20 protein-coding genes are annotated in these 18,492 nt (G+C 40.4%); 5 read left to right on the top strand and 15 right to left on the bottom strand.

What is annotated here, in order from left to right:
* Nucleotides 1-92: 92 nt before the first annotated feature.
* The 12 genes from AC1DQW_RS10575 to AC1DQW_RS10520 form a co-directional block, all read right to left on the bottom strand.
* Nucleotides 93-953: an alpha/beta fold hydrolase gene (locus tag AC1DQW_RS10575; protein WP_477454051.1), complete on the bottom strand. Its 861-nt coding sequence runs from the start codon at nt 951-953 to the stop codon at nt 93-95.
* A gap of 3 nt (nt 954-956) precedes the next feature.
* On the bottom strand, nt 957-1,169 hold the full coding sequence (locus AC1DQW_RS10570; RefSeq protein WP_477454050.1) for a hypothetical protein: 213 nt from the start codon (nt 1,167-1,169) through the stop codon (nt 957-959).
* Nucleotides 1,170-1,212: 43 nt separating this feature from the next.
* Nucleotides 1,213-1,713 carry a hypothetical protein gene (locus AC1DQW_RS10565; RefSeq protein WP_477454049.1) on the bottom strand — a complete coding sequence of 167 codons (501 nt, stop codon included), beginning with the start codon at nt 1,711-1,713 and terminating at the stop codon, nt 1,213-1,215.
* A 204-nt stretch (nt 1,714-1,917) separates the two neighbouring features.
* Nucleotides 1,918-4,818 (bottom strand): ATP-binding protein, encoded by a 2,901-nt coding sequence (locus AC1DQW_RS10560; RefSeq protein WP_477454048.1) that lies wholly within the window; start codon nt 4,816-4,818, stop codon nt 1,918-1,920.
* A gap of 340 nt (nt 4,819-5,158) precedes the next feature.
* Nucleotides 5,159-6,712, bottom strand: a complete 1,554-nt coding sequence (locus AC1DQW_RS10555) for a hypothetical protein (RefSeq protein ID WP_477454047.1) — start codon at nt 6,710-6,712, stop codon at nt 5,159-5,161.
* A 187-nt stretch (nt 6,713-6,899) separates the two neighbouring features.
* Complete coding sequence (locus AC1DQW_RS10550; RefSeq protein WP_477454046.1) at nt 6,900-7,097, bottom strand: hypothetical protein; 198 nt, start codon at nt 7,095-7,097, stop codon at nt 6,900-6,902.
* A gap of 254 nt (nt 7,098-7,351) precedes the next feature.
* Complete coding sequence (locus tag AC1DQW_RS10545; RefSeq protein ID WP_477454045.1) at nt 7,352-8,320, bottom strand: nucleotide-diphospho-sugar transferase; 969 nt, start codon at nt 8,318-8,320, stop codon at nt 7,352-7,354.
* A 37-nt stretch (nt 8,321-8,357) separates the two neighbouring features.
* The gene (locus AC1DQW_RS10540) at nt 8,358-8,900 is read right to left on the bottom strand and encodes an acyltransferase (RefSeq protein ID WP_477454044.1); all 543 of its coding nucleotides are present in this window, start codon (nt 8,898-8,900) and stop codon (nt 8,358-8,360) included.
* On the bottom strand, nt 8,897-9,811 hold the full coding sequence (locus AC1DQW_RS10535; RefSeq protein ID WP_477454043.1) for a glycosyltransferase family protein: 915 nt from the start codon (nt 9,809-9,811) through the stop codon (nt 8,897-8,899). The genes AC1DQW_RS10540 and AC1DQW_RS10535 overlap by 4 nt, the downstream gene beginning before the upstream one ends.
* A gap of 106 nt (nt 9,812-9,917) precedes the next feature.
* Nucleotides 9,918-11,138, bottom strand: a complete 1,221-nt coding sequence (locus AC1DQW_RS10530; protein ID WP_477454042.1) for a glycosyltransferase — start codon at nt 11,136-11,138, stop codon at nt 9,918-9,920.
* A gap of 66 nt (nt 11,139-11,204) precedes the next feature.
* The gene (locus AC1DQW_RS10525; protein WP_477454041.1) at nt 11,205-12,047 is read right to left on the bottom strand and encodes a glycosyltransferase family 2 protein; all 843 of its coding nucleotides are present in this window, start codon (nt 12,045-12,047) and stop codon (nt 11,205-11,207) included.
* Nucleotides 12,026-12,418, bottom strand: coding sequence for an AraC family transcriptional regulator (locus AC1DQW_RS10520; RefSeq protein ID WP_477454040.1), 393 nt, complete (start codon nt 12,416-12,418; stop codon nt 12,026-12,028). Before AC1DQW_RS10520 ends, AC1DQW_RS10525 begins: the two co-directional genes overlap by 22 nt.
* 430 nt (nt 12,419-12,848) lie before the next feature.
* Between AC1DQW_RS10520 and AC1DQW_RS10515 the strand changes: the two genes are divergently transcribed.
* The 4 genes from AC1DQW_RS10515 (at nt 12,849) to AC1DQW_RS10500 (ending at nt 15,732) form a co-directional block, all read left to right on the top strand.
* On the top strand, nt 12,849-13,214 hold the full coding sequence (locus tag AC1DQW_RS10515; protein ID WP_477454039.1) for a cupin domain-containing protein: 366 nt from the start codon (nt 12,849-12,851) through the stop codon (nt 13,212-13,214).
* Nucleotides 13,215-13,294: 80 nt separating this feature from the next.
* Complete coding sequence (locus AC1DQW_RS10510; protein WP_477454038.1) at nt 13,295-14,413, top strand: Acg family FMN-binding oxidoreductase; 1,119 nt, start codon at nt 13,295-13,297, stop codon at nt 14,411-14,413.
* Between the two features lie 31 nt (nt 14,414-14,444).
* Nucleotides 14,445-14,909, top strand: coding sequence for a hypothetical protein (locus tag AC1DQW_RS10505; RefSeq protein ID WP_477454037.1), 465 nt, complete (start codon nt 14,445-14,447; stop codon nt 14,907-14,909).
* Nucleotides 14,899-15,732 (top strand): DUF6544 family protein, encoded by an 834-nt coding sequence (locus AC1DQW_RS10500; protein WP_477454036.1) that lies wholly within the window; start codon nt 14,899-14,901, stop codon nt 15,730-15,732. The genes AC1DQW_RS10505 and AC1DQW_RS10500 overlap by 11 nt, the downstream gene beginning before the upstream one ends.
* Before the next feature lie 44 nt (nt 15,733-15,776).
* On the opposite strand, the gene AC1DQW_RS10495 is transcribed toward AC1DQW_RS10500, so the two are convergent.
* Nucleotides 15,777-16,163 carry a hypothetical protein gene (locus AC1DQW_RS10495; RefSeq protein ID WP_477454035.1) on the bottom strand — a complete coding sequence of 129 codons (387 nt, stop codon included), beginning with the start codon at nt 16,161-16,163 and terminating at the stop codon, nt 15,777-15,779.
* An 82-nt stretch (nt 16,164-16,245) separates the two neighbouring features.
* On the opposite strand from AC1DQW_RS10495, the gene AC1DQW_RS10490 reads away from it, so the two are divergent.
* The gene (locus AC1DQW_RS10490; protein ID WP_477454076.1) at nt 16,246-16,716 is read left to right on the top strand and encodes a class I SAM-dependent methyltransferase; all 471 of its coding nucleotides are present in this window, start codon (nt 16,246-16,248) and stop codon (nt 16,714-16,716) included.
* An 84-nt stretch (nt 16,717-16,800) separates the two neighbouring features.
* On the opposite strand, the gene AC1DQW_RS10485 is transcribed toward AC1DQW_RS10490, so the two are convergent.
* Entirely contained in the window at nt 16,801-17,175 is a 375-nt protein-coding gene (locus AC1DQW_RS10485; protein ID WP_477454034.1) for a hypothetical protein, read from the bottom strand.
* An 11-nt stretch (nt 17,176-17,186) separates the two neighbouring features.
* Nucleotides 17,187-18,485 carry a TolC family protein gene (locus tag AC1DQW_RS10480; RefSeq protein WP_477454033.1) on the bottom strand — a complete coding sequence of 433 codons (1,299 nt, stop codon included), beginning with the start codon at nt 18,483-18,485 and terminating at the stop codon, nt 17,187-17,189.
* Nucleotides 18,486-18,492: the final 7 nt, after the last annotated feature.

Below are 18,492 nucleotides of genomic sequence, written 5' to 3'. Positions count from 1 at the left end.
CTTTCGATTTTGTTGCATCCGGGCCCGGACCCATGCAGGCAAACAATTGTTCATTAATCGGGTACCAGCTTTATGGGCACGGCAATTGGCAATTATTCATTTCCTTTAAATAATCTCATCACTGCCTCGTGAAAATGGGTAGGATCTTGCAGTGGGCCACCATGACTTACATTTGGCAGCATGACCAACCGGGCATTTGGAATTAGTTTAGCCATTTCCTCAAAATGCGCTCGTTTTATGAATTGCTCGTATTCACCAAATGCAATCACAACAGGAGCTTTGATCATCATAAGTTCGGCCGCTGTAAGGTTTGGCTCGTTGCTATAAAGTTTACCTAAGGCCTTTCTTAATCCCGAAAAATTGCCGGGGGTTGATGACAACCTGCGATAATTGGCTTTCGCACGCTCCATAAAACGAGCTGCCGTTGAGGTGTCAGAGGGTTCTGGCTTATATCCTGAACTATTATAATTTGCACCAAACGTAAAAAGTTTGTTGATTCGTTCCGGATGGTGTATGGCGAGCAGGAAACCAATAATGCCTCCGTCGCTCCAGCCAACAATGGAGGCTTTTTTGATCTGTAGCAAGTCCATAAGCTGCAACACATCCTGGCTCATTAAGCCATAGCTAAAAGGCCTATCAGACATGGTGCTCCGGCCATGACCGCGGTTATCCACAATAATTACCTGGTGTGTTTTAATGAGCCGGGGAACTTCAAAACTCCAGATGTCTGAACTGCCAAAGCCACCATGTAAAAGAATGACCGGATCTTTGCCATTTTTATTGAAAATGGCATAATACATTTTTATATCATTCACGGGTGCCAATCCGCTTTTATCGGCTGCCGGCATTGGCGGCGCAACCGGCAGGGTTTGCCACAGCGGTGTAGTTTGCTGGCCAGCGCCATAACCAGGTATCAGCAGCAACGTGATTAATATGATCCATGTGCTTTTCATATGCTATAATGAACTTCTATACTCCTTATCTTTTTTATTTATAAGCTTTTTCTTTTTTCTGCTGTCCATAATCAGGGTTACTGTGGCATATATGAATACGGCCAACATTGCCAGAATCTCTTGGGTGTTTTTTTTGACAATGCCGTCCACCACGCAAATGGGGCCCAGCACTAACAGGCAAATAAGGGTCGGTTTTCTCGGCAATAAAATGGCCATGGTAAATAATTTAAAAGGTTACCAATTTTAAGGGTATAATAACTTATTGTACAACCAGGTCGGCGTCGATATTTAATTCGTTGTCGGCTTTTACCTTGTCCCAAATGTGTACTTTAACATGATAGGTTTCGCCGGTTACCATTGGTCTTGCAATGGTGATGTCTCCGCGCAGCTCTGAGGCCGCCGCCGGTGGGTGGCCCTGGTCGCCGGCAAACAGGTCGTCGGCTTTAAGTATGGGAGTTCCCTTTTTATCGGTCACCAACAGCATCATCCCCGGGAAAACCTTTCCGTCCTTAAGCCCATAATTGTTTAGCCCGAGCGCTGCTATAGCTATGCTGGTATTCAGGCTTACTTTATTATCGGTCATCCGTTTATTAGCCGGATCTATCAATAAAACGTCCTGCACGATAAAGCCGTTGTAGCTGAACGATAAACCGGTGCGCAGATCTTTTTTAATGCCTTTACTAAAATCGCATCCGACAAATATCAGGCAGCTTAGTTGCACAGTAAGCAGTATTGCTAAGATTGTTTTTAGGCTTTTCATAGGTAGGTAAGAATATTTGTGAAATGATTTGAAACCGCGTTAAACAGTACCAATACAAGTTATAAGACAGTCGTAATCATTTCACAAATAAACATACCCCATCCAAAATACATTTTCGCGCATGTTGCAAATCCTTTCGATTTTGTTGCGTTTTTTATCGGCAAGGATCAATTTGCTTAAAAGCTATAAGGTAATTGTTAAGGTTTAGGCTTCTACCACCTTACTTGGGGCAAAGCCGAAATGGCGCGAGAAACTAACCGAAAAGCTGGCAGGGCTGCCAAAACCAACCATATAAGCCACCTCGGATACGGTGGCAACGCGACGCTCCAACAGGCCATGGGCATATTGAAGGCGAACAATGCGGATCAGTTCGCCGGGAGCCTGGCCGATGAGGCCTTTAAGTTTGCGGTGCAATTGTGTGCGGCTAAGTCCCATATCGGTAGCAAGCTGATCTGCACTATAACCCTCTTCATTCAGGTGGCTTTCAACGGCCTGGCGTATTCTTGCTATAAAATCCTGTTCAATGGAGGGTAGGGCAGTCACATCTTTAAGCCACAGGTCGCAGTTGCTGTAATGCAAGCGTAATTGCTCACGCAAACCAATAAGGTTTCCAATAAGAGCAAGCAATTCCCGCTGATCAAAGGGCTTGGCCAGGTAAGCATCGGCCCCGGTTTCAATCCCCTGTATGCGGCTGTCCAGGTCGGCTTTGGCGGTTAGGATAATGACGGGAATATGGCTGGTTTTTTCATCTTTTTTTAGCGTTTCGCTCACTTGGTAACCGCTTACCTTAGGCATCATAAGGTCGGTAATAACCAGGTTGGGGATGTGTTGCAGGCCAAGGGCTATGCCTTCTTCACCATCTGCCGCGGTAATTAACCGGTACCTGCCGGCCAGCGATTGCCTTATAAATTCCCTTAGTTCATGATGGTCCTCAATCAACAGGATCAGCGGGCTGCCTTCACCGGTCGCCAACGTTTCAGCTTTATCAAATACCGGCGTAAATGCCTCGCCGGTTTGTGTTTCCGCTACAGGTTCCGTAACCGCTTCAGCAGCCTGGTATGGCATATCTATGCGCATATGTGTAAACAAGCCCTCGGTACTTTCAGCCCTTATTTTTCCACCCATCAGTTCAACCAGCTCTTTGGTGAGCGCCAGGCCAATACCCGTACCGCCTGCCGACCGGGTATCCGACGGATCGGCCTGGTAAAAGCGGGTAAAAATGTACGGCAATTTGGCCGCCGGGATGCCTTTTCCTGTATCTCGTACCGTGAGGGTGAAGGTGCTGTTAGTTGCTTCGGCATTTTCATGTAGTACAATTTCCACCTTTCCTTCAACGGTAAACTTCAACGCGTTTGAGAGGATGTTAAGGATTATCTTATCCATTTTATCCCGGTCGGCTAAAATCCAAAGAGCGTGCCGATAGGCAGTAAAATGCAGGGTGATGCCCTTTCGTAAAGCCAGCGATTCGTAGGATAGGGTGTGCAATTTTACAAGCGCAACCAAATCTACCGGCGCCAGGTTTACATCCATCAGGCCGCTTTCTACTTTGCTTAAATCCAGTAGCTGGTTAATCAATTGCAGCAAACGTTCGGCATTGCTGATGATAAGCCGCAGATTTTTATTGGTATCAGCGGCAGGCGTATATAATAACTCCTTAGCCGGGTTCATGATCAGCGTGAGTGGTGTTTTAAACTCGTGGGTAATGTTGGTAAAAAAGCGCGATTTTACCGCGTCTAACTCCAGCAGCTTATCTGCTTGTTCTTTCAGCTCAGCGGTGCGTAGCTGCACAATCTGCTCCAGTCGCCGGGCTTCGGTGGCTATCAGTTCCGTTTTTTCGGCCTCCTGGGCAAGTGCTCGGGCCGATAGATTTTCTACCTCCCTCAGTTTGGCCGTAAGGCTTTGATTGGTACGCGCAAAATCAAGCGCCAGGTAAAGCGATAAGCAAAGTGGCAAAACTAATGATCCCGCGCCCATTACAAATAAACGCAGGGAGTTAAGCCCATACGGCCAGATGGTAAACATATCATCCCAGGCAAAAACAAAAACCAATATTATTGTGCCTACGCCAATACCAATAAGCCAGGCATCTTTTTGCCCCCGCTTAATAACCTGGGCTGCCGACCATAGGCCATCCAGCATGCAAACAATATAGGTTATGTAAAAATAGTCGTCCCATGTAGCAAACTTGAAAATCCAAAACTTTAAAATATACTCTACAAGGTAAAATAGCGTAATGCCGCTTAAGGCCATCATGCGCCACCTGGGTACCTGGCGGTAATTGAGTACGTATAGTAACAACACCGCAGCCCACATGATGAGCACTTTGCAGGCAATGGTTGTAAAATCGGCAAGGTATTGCACCGATGGATACGGCGTTAAATAATACAGGTAAACAGCCATGCCATTTATACCTACCAATAATACAAACAGCGCGTAATAAGCGTTAAGTTTTTGCCGGGGATAAAAAAGAAAGAACAGGAAATGCAGCAGGCCCAATATCAGTTGCGCCGCAGCAAACATGGGCAGATAATCAAGCAACTGTTTACTCGCTCTGGTTTTTTCGGCCCGTTTTACATAATCGCCAATGGAAAGCTGAAAGCCCCAAAAATTGGGGTAAACCCCAAAGAAATTTGAATAACGGATAGTAAGCAGGTGGGGGCGGGTATCGGTAAACCAAAGCGGGATCAGTTCCCTTGGCGCGCGGATAGCCTCCATTTGCTGTGCCGAGTGGCCAACCTTGCCATAGCCGCCTATCGGCTTACCATCCATAAATATTTCTGAAGCGCCATCGTGATTAATAGCGATGAAAAGTTTTCTGTTAACCAGCCCGGTATCGGCCTTTAGCCACAAGCCGAACCAGCCCATCCCCCCCCATTGCCTGGGCGCTTTGGCGGTATGGCGCAGGGTATCCCAGCCCGCCGTGGTGGTTGCAGGCCGCTTACTGACAGGCAATTCGCCGGGGTGAAAAAACCAAACAGAGTCATCAAGAAAAACCTGGTTATGTTTACCAAAATCGCTGCCACGTATTACGGCTGCCTGCTGCGCGCCGGCCCGGTTTACCAGGCACAATAATGCAATGCAGCCCAACAGCATGCAAGCCCTCATGTACTTATTTGAAAAAATATTTCTCCAATACATACAAAATATCCGCCAACTCCTTGTTTCTCAAAATAATACTTTCAAATCAGGTGGGCAATGGTAAATGATAATATAGATTTTAACGCAAGTATGCCATAGATATCAAATGTATGACATACCCTTGCCTTTGGTTAACGCTTCCCACTATCAAGGTGCGTTCGGGACTCTCGCCCTATAGTTTGCGCCCGTGCCCGGCGCACCATAATAAACGGGATGGTATTTTTGCATCACTCTGTTTACTTATTTTACGATATTTAAGTATTTGATTATAAACATTTTATTTAATAAACACAAACTTAAAACACTATCACTTTGGGAATTGGGCAATATTCCAAATAGCTAGATTAACTATATTCCCCACAAAACTAACACCTTTTGTAATAGCCCCATTATTACTAACACCATAGTTTAAACCACCCGTATATCCATTAATGGTATTATAGCTAATAACTGCATTGTCAAAGGCAATAATCATACTGTTATCATAACCAGTACCCTTGGTGGCTGCAGCCTTGTAAGTGATAATATTATGATCAATATTAAAAGTATAGTTTTGCTGGCCGCTTATAGTCCTGGTGTAAGTTGATATTCCGTACCTGGTTGAATTTGTTTTATTATTGAACGTTATATTATTACGCTTTAACAGAATAATCGACTTTATTGAACTTCCGGCATCAATATTAATGGCATGAGAAATTGGGTCGGCAATTGTATTAGAGTCAATAGTTACATACTGTGTGGTTGTGTTGCCAAAAGTTTCTATGCATTTTAAACATCCAACAACCGTATTTCCTTTTACAATTGTTGTTTTAGATACGTCAGCAATAGCATTACCCAAAAAATTTACAAATATTCCAGAACATATGCCCGTATCATATATATTGTTGTTAATCACGCTTACCTTATTACTGCCACCAACTTCAATATAAAAATCTTTAGCATCTGTAATTTTATTATTTTTAACAACGGTACTTATCGCAACAGCTGAAATACCTGATCCTTCTCCGGGATTTATCCCTTTTAATTTTCCGGTTCCTTTAATTATGTTGCCACTTATAAGGGTGCCAATAACGTTTTGCTGATCTTCTATTCCCATTCTTCCAGCATTCTCTATTGTGTTATTCAATACTTTGTTATTTATACATGGGCTACTTCCGTTACCAATACCTCCTAACGCATTGGCATTGGAGTTAACTAATTGGTTGTACTGAACAGTATTATTGAATGCGCCATTTTCACAATAAGTTATTCCCAGAGTTTTAATATAATTATTTGAGATAATGTTATTTGATGAAGGTCCCGTGATCCATACAGCATCCATGCCTTTACTATATGGAAAAGAAAAATCGAAGTTATTCCCGTAGATTGAGCAATTGCTGGAATTGGACAATAGTATTACTGCATTAGCCCAACCTGATTGGTTAAGCATATTATCTGCCGGCTGCAATTTTATTCCCCATACGTTAACTGATGTTTTGTTAGTTAGGTCAATATAAATTCCCCGGGAATTTAATAACCCTGTTCGGGTGTTAGCTGCTTTTAAAACTGCGTTATTAAGCCCACATCCTGTTAAAGTAACGCCGGATGGTATTGTTAACGTATTACTTATGATATAGCTTTTATTAATGTTAACAACTTTGTAATTATTTAAAGCTTCTTGCAATGCAATCGTAACATCTGTACCTGCAGGGGCATCAAATTGAACTGTTGAGGCATTTGTATTTAAGACAATTTTTTTAACATCAATACTTTTTGCTACAATATAGCCTGCCATTATAGCATTTTCATTCTTACAGGAAACTAATAATAAAGCTACTACATTCAATGAGAACATAGCGCGAGCGAAAATTCTAAAAATCATACGATGAAATTAAGTAGGATTAAAAAAAACAATAGTTCGCCAGATGATATACAATGATTTTGCAGTAATCAGTTTGTTAGCACTATTTTTCGAAATTCCGACCGCTCCGAACCCAAAACTTGCTAAATATGGCCATCAGTTGTAATTATATGCTTTTATACATAAACTAATCACTACAGCCATCGGGCTAAAATATTAAAGCACCTGCTAAAAATCCTAAGAGAAATATGATTACTATAGCCAAGATAAGCCCTCCTTTATGATAAGTACCTTCTCCCCCATCCACTGTTATCTTTACGTGATTCGGATCATCCCTTATTTCTGGTTCCGAATGGTAATCAGAATCAACATTTCGAGTTTTATCTGTTGATAAATTGTCAGGCATGGTCACTAATTTTTTAACGGTATGTCAGTTGCAATAAAACATTAATGCCCAAGAATTGTATTGGTTTTAAAAACTTGTTGCATCTTATTACGCTAAAAATAAAAAAAAGTTGCCAATTTAAACTGATAAGTATAGGTGATTATTTTAAGCCTTAAACATTTATGTTAGCGCAAGCACTTTTTTGAGTTAATATCACTACAATCATAGTCCAAACCTTCAATAGTAAAATAAGTCGTTTTCTCTTTAACTCGTCATTAATTAAAAAATTTTTTTTTAAAGTATGTAAAAATTGTGGTTATATCATTCTCCCGCAATAGTCTCAAGGCACGCTGTTTAGAATGACTATAAAAATTATTAAATGTGTATTTGTCAGCTTCCCTATCTACCATTATACTATCCGGATGTTTCAAAGGAAAAATCATTGTCTCACTTTTAACATTTGTTTTGGTAGAATCTTTCAGAAAGTAATGAGTGCCCTGGCTAAAAAAACCCAAATTAATGACTAAATTTTGGTTAGGTGTAATACACAAGCCGCCACTTTTCCAAATGGCATAATAGAAATGAAAATCCCAAACGTTATCACTTTCCTTACTTGCCTTATAAAGAGATTTCGACCAATGTTTTTTCTCTTGTAGTGAGTTGAAGATAGAATTAAGTTTTCCTTTTCTTATTTCTTTCGCAGCTTCGGTTATATCAGGATTAAATATATGCCAGCTCCTTCGCCATGTTGCCCAACCCCATGAAGCCGGATAATGTGAAAAATAATAACTGCCTTGGCCTCTTTGGCGTCCGTTTTGGAAGTTGTTTCCACCAATAAACTTAACAACGTCTTCATTTTTGTATTTAATCAACAACTCTTCACAAAATGAAAAAAAAGTTTGGTTTGGCTCGCAATCATCTTCCAAAATAATCCCAGCTTCCTCGTTTTCAAAAAACCAGGAAATGGCCGAGCGAACTGCTGGCCCACATCCAAGATTATTTTCTCTGAATAGCGTTTTTATTTCGCAATCCCAATCAATCTGTTCAATAATCTTTCGTGTTTCTGCGCAGTTTTTTACATCGTCGGCCCTGTTTGCCCTGGGGCCATCAGCCGCCACATACAAAAACTTAGGTCTTATTAATTTTATTTTATCGAAAACTTTTTGAGTTAAATACGTCCTATTAAAAATTAAAAAAAGAATAGAAGTATTAAAAAGGGATGGCTTTAAATCAGTGTGAGACATTCTTAATTAATTAATAGTTAATACGACCAGGTGTTATTTATCTAAATTTGGAATTAAATAGCTCGACATGTTCATTTTTTTCATTTAGGGTGGAGAAACGGTCTTTTAYTTTTTTTGCAGGGTTACCACCATATACAGCATATGCTTCAACATCTTTTGTAACTACAGAGCCGGCAGCTATAATACATCCGGCACCTATTTTTACGCCACTCATCACTATAACACCGTAGCCTATCCAAACATCCTCTTCAATTATGATGGTTTCATATAAGCCCTTCCAACTGTAATCAGCATCTCTAATTTGTGAAGCTAATCTTATTGGCACCCCCAATTGCTGAAAGTTGTGGTCATATCTCCCCACCAGTGCTACCCTATTGCCAAAAATCACATGATCACCGATTTTACAATTGGTTTCAATTTGCGAATCTCTTCCTATATAGAAATTTCTTCCAATTTCAAGGTGACTTTTGGCCCATAATCTTACCCGGGCGCCAGCATGAAAATTTTTCCCAATTTTATAATTACGCCATTTTATATTTACCAGGTAAATATCCCGTAACTTTAACAGCAACTTAATCATAATATCCTTTTAATCATTAATATAACAGTTTCTAATTTAGAGATGACCCTTGCTTTTATTCCGAGTTTTACTAAAAGCTTTTTATCGTAATATGGATGTACTGAGATTGTATCCGGAAAATTAAAATCAACTGATTGCCCGTTATCTAAAATTGGTCGGTAACGTTTATCTGAACCGTTTGTGTGAGTCGCCAAATTATCAAAGCCATTGTTATAAATCTTAGACCTGACAGGATATAAAGTGAGCCCTTTAACCTTATATTGGTAATAAAACCACCTGATTGCCCATGAATCTAACAAGCCCTTCATTTGATTTTTTAACATCTTGTTAAGGTCCGATCCTCCCTGGGCAAATTCTTTTCGTTTCTTTTTGTCCCTCTTAAATGATTCGTAGTCCTTCACTTGCCAATCAACCTCACTCCATCGGTCTTTCCATGTTGCCCACCCCCAGGACCATCCGCGCTTTAAAAAATAAACATCGGAAGCTTGAAATTCATCCTCACCTAAATCTAACGAATATCCTGAGACGGAAAATACAGCACTTGAATCTTTATATCTTAGCAGCGCCGCATTCATAAAACTCAAAAAATTAGTTGTTGTTAACAGATCATCCTCTAAAACTATAACACTATCAGAAAACGCTAACACCTCTGTAACACCATCTATAATTGAATTTGCCAGCCCTTTATTTATTGCGGCTTCCTTTATTTTAACGCTTTTAAAGCTATCGACGGTTTTTAGAAACTCTCTAACTTTAATTACTTGTTCAACATCTTTGTCGCTTTTGGGCCCGTCAGAAAAAATATAAAGATCTGATTCAGCAGACCAAATATTTTTTTGCAAAGTCGCTATGGTAAGTTTCAAAGATTCCAATCTTTTATATGTAAAAACTAAAATTGGTGCAGTATCCATAGGCTGATTTTTAAAAGGTGATAAGTGTTTAGTTAACCAACAAAACGATTTTGATCCTTTTATATCGCTGTTAGTTTGTGATTTTTTTTACGTTTATTTCAGTACTTTAAGAACTGTTATTTGGATAACTTTCAGCAATAATGGTTTGGATCTTGCTATCCCAGGTTTGCTTTAATGCAAAAGCATGCGCAGCTTTACTCATAGTTGTAACCATGTCCTGATCATGATAGAGCTTCAATACAGCTTTGGCTAATTCTTTTACAGCCTGTTGCGGATCATTGCAAGCACATCTAAATCCAGTTTCATCGTTTACAATAATGGCTTGCCCATGCAGGTTTAAAGTAATAACAGGCATTCCATAGGCCATTGCTTCTACCAACTGGGCCGGGCAGGAATCTCGTAATGACGCGAAAAAGAAAACGTCATGCCCGGCATAAAATGCCTTTATTTCTTCAAATGGCACATTTCCTTTCCACGTTACACTTGCCGATAAACCTTTTTCGTTTATAGAGCTCAACAAAGCTTCCCTTTGTTCCCCGTCACCCACCATTGTTAACGTAATACCCTGGTATTGCTGTAATTCCTTCATTACTTCTATCAGCAACAATACTCCCTTTCGAGGCATCAGGCGTCCTACCCATAAAAGCCTAAGGGTGCCAGCCCGGCAAATCTTAGGCTTAAACTCAGTGGGGAAAAATGAAAATGGTAAAGCCGCATCCAGCGTATAATGTACCGGTGATGAGCTCCGTTCTTTCACTAAGGCCGCGGTATCAGGGTTGGATACCCAAATAGCAGATGCAGCATTAAACATGGTTTTACAGGCAGGATTAAACCGCATTAAAAACCGCGAAACTTTTTCCCGTTTTTGTTCAACACTCCAACTTTGCCCAAAGTATTTTTTAAATGCAACAGGCGACTGTTGGCCACCGCCAGCCGGTCCAAACACAAAAGGTATGGGAAGTTTATACATAAAAGACCCTAATTGAACACTCCCCCAGGTAACATGATGCGATAGGTCGAAACTTATTTTCTTATTTAATGACTTTGCCTTGCGATAAGCAAGCCATTGCCATAAAATATAATACAAGTACATAGTTGCTTTTGACATACCAAAAAGAAATTCCAGGCGTAAAGGCAATGCAATATAGTGGAAGAAAAGATTAGCAGGCACATCAAGCGTTTCGATATGAGGCCGGCCTACATCGCGTGTAAAGCAATATACCTCAAAATCATTTTTGGATAACCCTATTGCCCAATTCCAACCGTTCCCCGGTTCAGACCCTTGTGTTGGGTCACAAGCAAACGCCGATAATAGAACTTTTTTCATTGGTAACTATTTTTAATTATTGGGTTTTGTTTAATTTTTGATGCTTTGATACTTTATATCAATCTATCATTTAATTAAGCCCGGCAATATCAGGCGCAAATGAATTGACAAAAAATGTTTCACTGCTGTCAATATTCCAAAATGCCTCTTTTCATAAGCAAAAAACTCGTTTGGAGGGCTATAGCTTAATGGCGAGTAAAGGTTTTTTATCCGATCTTTAAATTTAACTTTCGATTGTCGCCATTTGGGAAAACTCTCATTGTACTCGCAAGCGGCAATAAACTCACCGGTAGTATATGATAATATCCCAACTTTTTTAGCCCTTAAACCATAATCATGATCACCAATGGCATGTGTAAACTTCCAATCAAGGTTGCCGATTTTGTTATACACAAACCTGGGTATTAACACACAATTGCCATGGATAATGTCACATGACACTATTCCTGTGTTAGGGTGATTCATAATTCGTGTGTTACCCTGTATATTCCCACCACCGTAGGTAAGTTCGCCTTGTTTAAAAGGAGATTCTATACAGCCACAAATAATAGATTGACTGTTAGTTAACGCCGCAGCGGATAACAATGATAGAAGCGCATTACCATAAATCTCGGTATCATCATTAAGCCACAAGTAATAATCAATTCTTTCATTTTCTTCGGCGGCGATTGCCCAGGCCGTATGCATACCCCTGTTCCAGAAAAGGTTACCACCACCCATAATGGTTTTTACCATCGGGAAGTTCATTTTTACCGCTAAGCCTGTTCCATCAGTAGAGCCAACGTCTACTAAATAAACCTGGAGGGTGTATTCCTGTCCAAGTCCTTTTTGCTTAAAAAGCAACTTCAGGCAGCTGAGGGTTTTTTGCTTTCTGTTATGGCAGGTCATTAAAACTGCGATATGTGGCATGGCAAATAGTGCTCAATATTTACACCCTCTACCTCTGCAAATAAATTGGCCATGTAAGTATAGTCGTGGTTTAATTTTTCGCTTAGGTGATCTGAAAAATTTACTTTAGCAGGCTCATCAGCATAATGGATCAATTCAACAATAACCTTTTTTATCCTTTCGATAAGGATACTTTTTTTGTTATCCATTAATTCGAGCCCGAATTTTTGCAATCCGGCCTTCAGGTCCGCCAACTGAATCAAAGACACATTTTCCATCATTTCTACTTCACCCAACTCAACGGCTAAGTAGCGTAGTGATAGTTTTTTAAGTTCCTGCTTTACTACCATTTTGCAGCGGATGCATACCATGTTTTTGATGTAAAGCTTCATGTTCTATTTGCTTTTTAGAAGTTATAAAACTGAAATAAGGTGGTTGATCGGCATCAAAAAATAGTCCAGCCAACTTAAATATAAAGATAGACTTGGGATTAGTAATAACTATGATGAGAATTGCTTTGATAAGTGATGTAGAACATTTTTAATGAATGGACAATTAAATCGCTTGTGGATATGGAGATATTATGATTACGTAGACAAGGAATGGAACTCCTGATAGTTTTCATAATGAATAATAAACTCAAAACATGGTTTTCATATTTCATTCGCCGGGCTTAGCTGTAACGCTTCTTCGTGGGAACGACGTCAAATTTCCGCTTTAACGATGTGTGAATGATGTAACAGATATAAAGATTTGTGTAATACATTCCCATCCCGGTAAATGCACCTTTACGCCATATTTAACATCATTAGATTATAGCATATGGGTACCAACAATGACCAGTTGAGAGCTCACAGTTCTGAATTTGAAAAGGGGAAGGCACATATTATTGTTGAGATCATTGAATACGTACCGAACTCAGTGGTGATCAAAACGATCATCAAGAAGTCCACAGGCAACATCAGTATTATGTCGTTTGACAGCGGCGAAGGATTAACGGAGAAAACTTCTCCCTTCGACACCTTTGCCCAGATCGTTGAAGGTCAGGCGGAGATTGTGATAGATAGCGTGGCACACATTCTGCAGTCCGGCCAAGGCATCATCATTCCAGCACACTTGTCAAATTATATTAAACCGAACGGACGTTTCAAGATGATCCAGACCATTATCAAAAGTGGTTACGAGTAAATCAGTTATGAGAAATTGCATCCTGAGCCTGGATTAGATTTTAATGGCATCTGCCTCACCGCGGATTTAAATTCAAAAGAATGAACAGGAGAAAATTTTTACTGATTGCCGGAGGAACAGTAGTTGTTATAGGTGGATCATATTATTTGCTTAGTGATAAAAGTAATTTTGTACGTACCGATATTGACCCAAAGGAAACAGAGGGAATACCACTGAAACCAGACGAAAGGCATATATTGTTTTTGGCCTCCCTGGCTCCCAGTGGGCACAATACGCAGCCCTGGTTTATTAAATATATCGAACCCTACCACTGGGTAATTGGTAACGATAAAAGCAGGTGGCTACCTGGCGTTGATCCGTATCAACGGGAAACCATTTTATCAATTGGTGCATTTGTCCAGAACCTTGAATATGCAGCCAATAACCTGGGGTATGACTGTCAGTTTACAATGATGGCCCATACCAATCAGGATGAGAATATAATGAATGTAAAGTTGAAAAAAAACGGTAATACCGTTAAATATGATATTGAAAAAATCAAACTTCGCAGAACAGTTAGATCGAATTATGGTAATGAACTACTAAAAAAGGAAGATCTAAATTATTTAATAAACGGAGAGCCAGATGTGTTTCATTTTATCCCCAATACATCTGAAGAATACCTTCTTATTAATGAACAAACTATTGAAGCCAACAAACTTCAATCCTATCGAGATATCGCCGAAAAGGAATTGTCAGATTGGATAAGGTTTTCGAGCAAAGAAGCTGAGAAACACCGCGATGGACTTACAACTGCCGGAATGGAAATAGAAGGAATACCCGGTTGGGTGGTCAGAAATTTTTACGGCAAGGCAAATGTAATGGAAAAGGGATTCCGGGAACAGAATATCAGTAATGTGATCAAACAAGTGTCGCAATCCGCCGGCTGGATGCTGATCAGCAGTAAAGGTAATTCAGTAGAAACTTTGATTGAAACGGGGAAACAAATGCAAAGGTTATTTTTAAAAGTCCGCGATAAGGGTATAGCAATGCACCCGATGACACAGATATTAGAAGAACCGGCAACTTATGGATCATTAAACCGATCAATCGGCATAACCGACAACGTACAATTTATATTGCGGATAGGCTATTTAAAAACTTATTCCGAACCGGTATCGCTTAGGCGGCCTGTTGATTGGTTTATACGTCAGATTTAAAACATACCCTTAATTCAATGTAAAAACGATCATGAAAATGAAACCAACCCTAAGTATTCTATTGTTCTTACTGGCGCTGCTCGGCTTTGGAGCCGTTGCCGGTGGCGGCTTATTAATTATTTCTCCATCGGGTAAATTAATAACCATGCCATTGTCCATGTTGGATAACTCACCGTTTAATACCTTCCTGATACCCGGAATTCTTTTATTCATATTTCTTGGATTCGCTCCGTTGCTTTTAATATTTGCACTGCTAAAGAAAATAGAATCAAAATGGGCAGAAAGGTTAAATTTCTTTAATGATATGCATTGGGTGTGGACTTACACAATTTATATCGCTTTTGCGCTGATCGTGTGGATACAAATGGAAATGGTCTATCTCCAGACAATTCATTGGCTACATACCTTTTATATGTTTTATGCGGTCGTCATCATTTTTGTTGCGTTGTTGCCGCAAGTTAGAAATCTATATAAAATTAAACCCAGTGAAATATAAAAAACCGATGATCATTACACTCACCCTTTTTGGATCCCTGATCTTGCTATTTATTGGTGGCAGGATAAATTTATCGATCAGATTTAGTAAAGAAGTAAAAACACTTTTTTCACAATCAAAGCCTATTTCCAACAAAATATTTAGTGATCAGCAATTACTTGGCCTGCCCGAACCCGTGCAACGATATTTTAAATTGGTGTTGAAAGAAGGTCAGCCCTATATCAGTTATGTAAGAATGACCCATGATGGGCAATTTAAAACCGGAGCAAATAATGGCTGGATCAACATAAATGGAGAGCAATATGCCACTACCGAAAAGCCGGGTTTTATCTGGAAAGGTTCTACGACGATGTTTACTGCGCGTGACATGTATATTGCTGATAAAGGAAGGCTTGTTGTTTCGCTTTTATCCATTTATAATATGGTAGACGGCCGGGGCGAAACATTTGACCAGGGCGAGCTATTGCGCTGGCTTGGTGAAAGTGTTTTATACCCAACCAATTTATTGCCCAGCGAAAACTTACAATGGTCCGCGATCGACACACATACTTCTAAATTTACTTTTAACCATAATGGCTTATCCCTGTTTTATGTCGTAACGTTTAATGATGCCGGCGAAATCATACAGCTTGAAACAAAACGATATATGGATAAAGAGCACTTAGAAACATGGATAATCAAACTGGCAAAGTATAAAGAAATGAATAATGTAGTTGTGCCCACCGCTTTTGAAGTTTTGTGGAGGTTGAAAACAGGAGACCTAAGTTATGCGAAATTTAACATGAAAAAAGTTGAATATGACAATCCTCGAAAATTCGAATAGCAAATGAATATAATTTGCCCTTAGTTGTGAAAACAGAAAAGGCATTAATACCTTGAAAAATGCTCCCTTACAAAGGCATGTTGCTGGTTCTCTGTCATTTTATCAGCGTTTATAACTTCAATTTTTATTTTGGCGAAAAGAGGGTTGTCCTTGAGCGTATTATACAGTTCCACTTTAGCATCAGTAGGGCCAAAAAGAATCACTTCGTCATAATTTCTAATTATATCGCCTAATTCTCTATAATAATCCGCTTGTTCATGTTGCTCTTTATTATGCATGAGGTTTTCGCTCTTTGCGAGTGTTTGTTCCTTTTCTGCATGTGTGAATTTTGATTCAATTGTTTTTGTTGAAATAGGGTCTGTTGTAAACTCCATTAAATTGGCACTTTGATGGTCCATCCAAACGCCTAAATCTTTTGCCGTGTCTATCATGTTTAAAAGTGATCATTGCCACAGGTTTTACTATTACATAACTTACAGTATAAATTACATCATTCACACCTTTTGCTGATGTATTTATGATAAAACAAGGAAACCGACCTGGGCGGATTTAGGTTGTGGCAGCGGTACGTTTACCCGTGCACTGATCGATCTGTTGCCACAGGGAAGCCACGTTACCGCAGTTGACCGGGAACAAGAGCGGTTGAACATTCCCGGTGTTGATTTTGTCAAAGCCAATTTTGAAAAGGAGGAGTTGAGGTTGACTGGTCTTGACGGTATCCTAATGGCCAACGCGATCCATTATGTGTCAGACAAAGAGCTCCTGATCAGGAAACTGGAAACCTTATTTGCCGGAAGCCCGCGACTCCTGATCATCGAATACGATACCGATAAGGCCAATACCTGGGTGCCGTACCCGATCAGTTTTCATCAATTGCAAACCTTATTCCGGAACCTCGGTTATGAGCATATCAGCAAACTGAATGAAAAGCCATCGGCTTTCCGCTCAGGAATGATGTATTGTGCTTTAATAACCAAATACTAATGGCAAGAATATTCATCACCGGTTTCTGAAATAACTGTGCAGATGATGATCCCGATGGCGGAATCACATACTCACAGATCATGGTTATTGTACATCAATAGTAAAGTTAGATATATTATCTCCCCTGTAGCGGCGTACCACAGTGGCAATAGTATCCCCCTGTACTGTTGTTTGATTTGTATATCCAATGGCCTTTATATAATACCTTCCGGGTGTCAGGTTACTGAAGGTAGTAATCCCGTTGCCGTCTGTAGTGAGGATACCATCATACTGGCTATCCGTAAAGTTTGGATTGGTGTAAACACCCATTTTTAAATATACTTTGGCTGCTGCTACGGGCTGGTCATGATAATGCACTGTAATAATTAGGCTGCCATTACCGCTGGGATCTTTTTCACAGGAATAAAACATGGTCAGGAAAACCAGTGATAAGCAAATGAAGTAAAATTTCTTTTTCATGATTCGGTTGATTATTGTAAATCCCAGATGCCTGCTGAGCGCTCCAGCGTAATCAGGGCCGAGGCGTAATTGAATAGGGCCTGATAGTAACTCTGCTGCACATCATTATAAGTACGCTGGGCATTCAACACCTCCAGCAGCGAGGTTTCGCCACGTTTATAGCTGTAGGTTTTCCCGTCCAAAACTTTTTGTGCTTCGGTTAGTAAACCATTCTTAAACTGCGTGGCCTGTTGCTGCGCCGCCTTATAATTCATCCAGGACTGCATCACTTCCGTTTGGATTTGCAGCAACACCTGGTCATATTGTACTGCCGATTGTTTGATGGTGTACTGCGCGGCCTTAATATCCCCCTTATAATGATTGGAGAATTTCAGGGGTATGGACAGTCCGGCATTCAAACTACGGTAAGCCGGTGTTGGCGCTATGTCGCTGGTAGCTGCCGCATTGTAAGTGCCACCCAGGTTAATGCCGAGGTCAATTGTCCGGTTGGCTTTAACCAGTTGCAGGCTTTTTTCAGCAGCGGTTTTAGTGTTTAAAGCCACCACCAGATCGGCCCTGTTATTTTGCGCGTTGGCAATCAGGTTACCCAATGAAAAATCCCTGTCCAGTTTATCAAAATCGCCTGAAGGCATAAATAAGGTATCAGCATGGGCTTTGCCGGTCAGTAAGTTAAGTTGTACCAGCGCTGTTTTCCAGTCAGCTTCATTCTGGAACAGGGTATTTCTTAAGGTACCTGCTTCCAGTTTGGATTGCCGTGCATCGGTTTGTGTAATAGCACCCAGTTTAAAACGGATAGAATCAGCCTTGGCCAGCTTATCCATATTTTCCCAGGAGTTTTTCTGAACCTGGAAAATATAAAAATTCTGTATGGCCGTGTAATAAGCCAGTGACGCGTCGGCCCGCAGGTTACGGAAATAATCCTCCAGCATGGCTTTGTTTAGCTCCACCTGGCTTTTAGCCAGATCTATCCTTGACCTTCTTTTTCCGCCCAATTCCAAAGTGGTGCTCAGGCCGGCGTTATAGCCGTAGCCCAGTTTCTTACTGGTATTCTGATTATCGAATGCCCCGAAAGATAATTCAGGATCGGGAAACACTTTCGCGGATTCTATTCCTGCTTCGGCAATACTTACATTGTATTTTTGAGCCTGATAATCCAGGTTCTGTTTTCCCACCAGACTTAAAAATTGCGCAAGTGGTAGTTTGATCTTTGCAAAAGCGGTATCAGCGCTTTGCTGCGCCAATGCTTTTGTATTCTTCATCACTACGATGAATAAAAACAGATATATGATATTGAAATTCTTAGTTTTCATGTCTTTA

The organism is Mucilaginibacter sp. P5_A4 (assembly GCF_056400605.1).
Note: the sequence above shows the minus strand (reverse complement) of the source record. Positions and strands in the feature narration are given on the sequence as shown.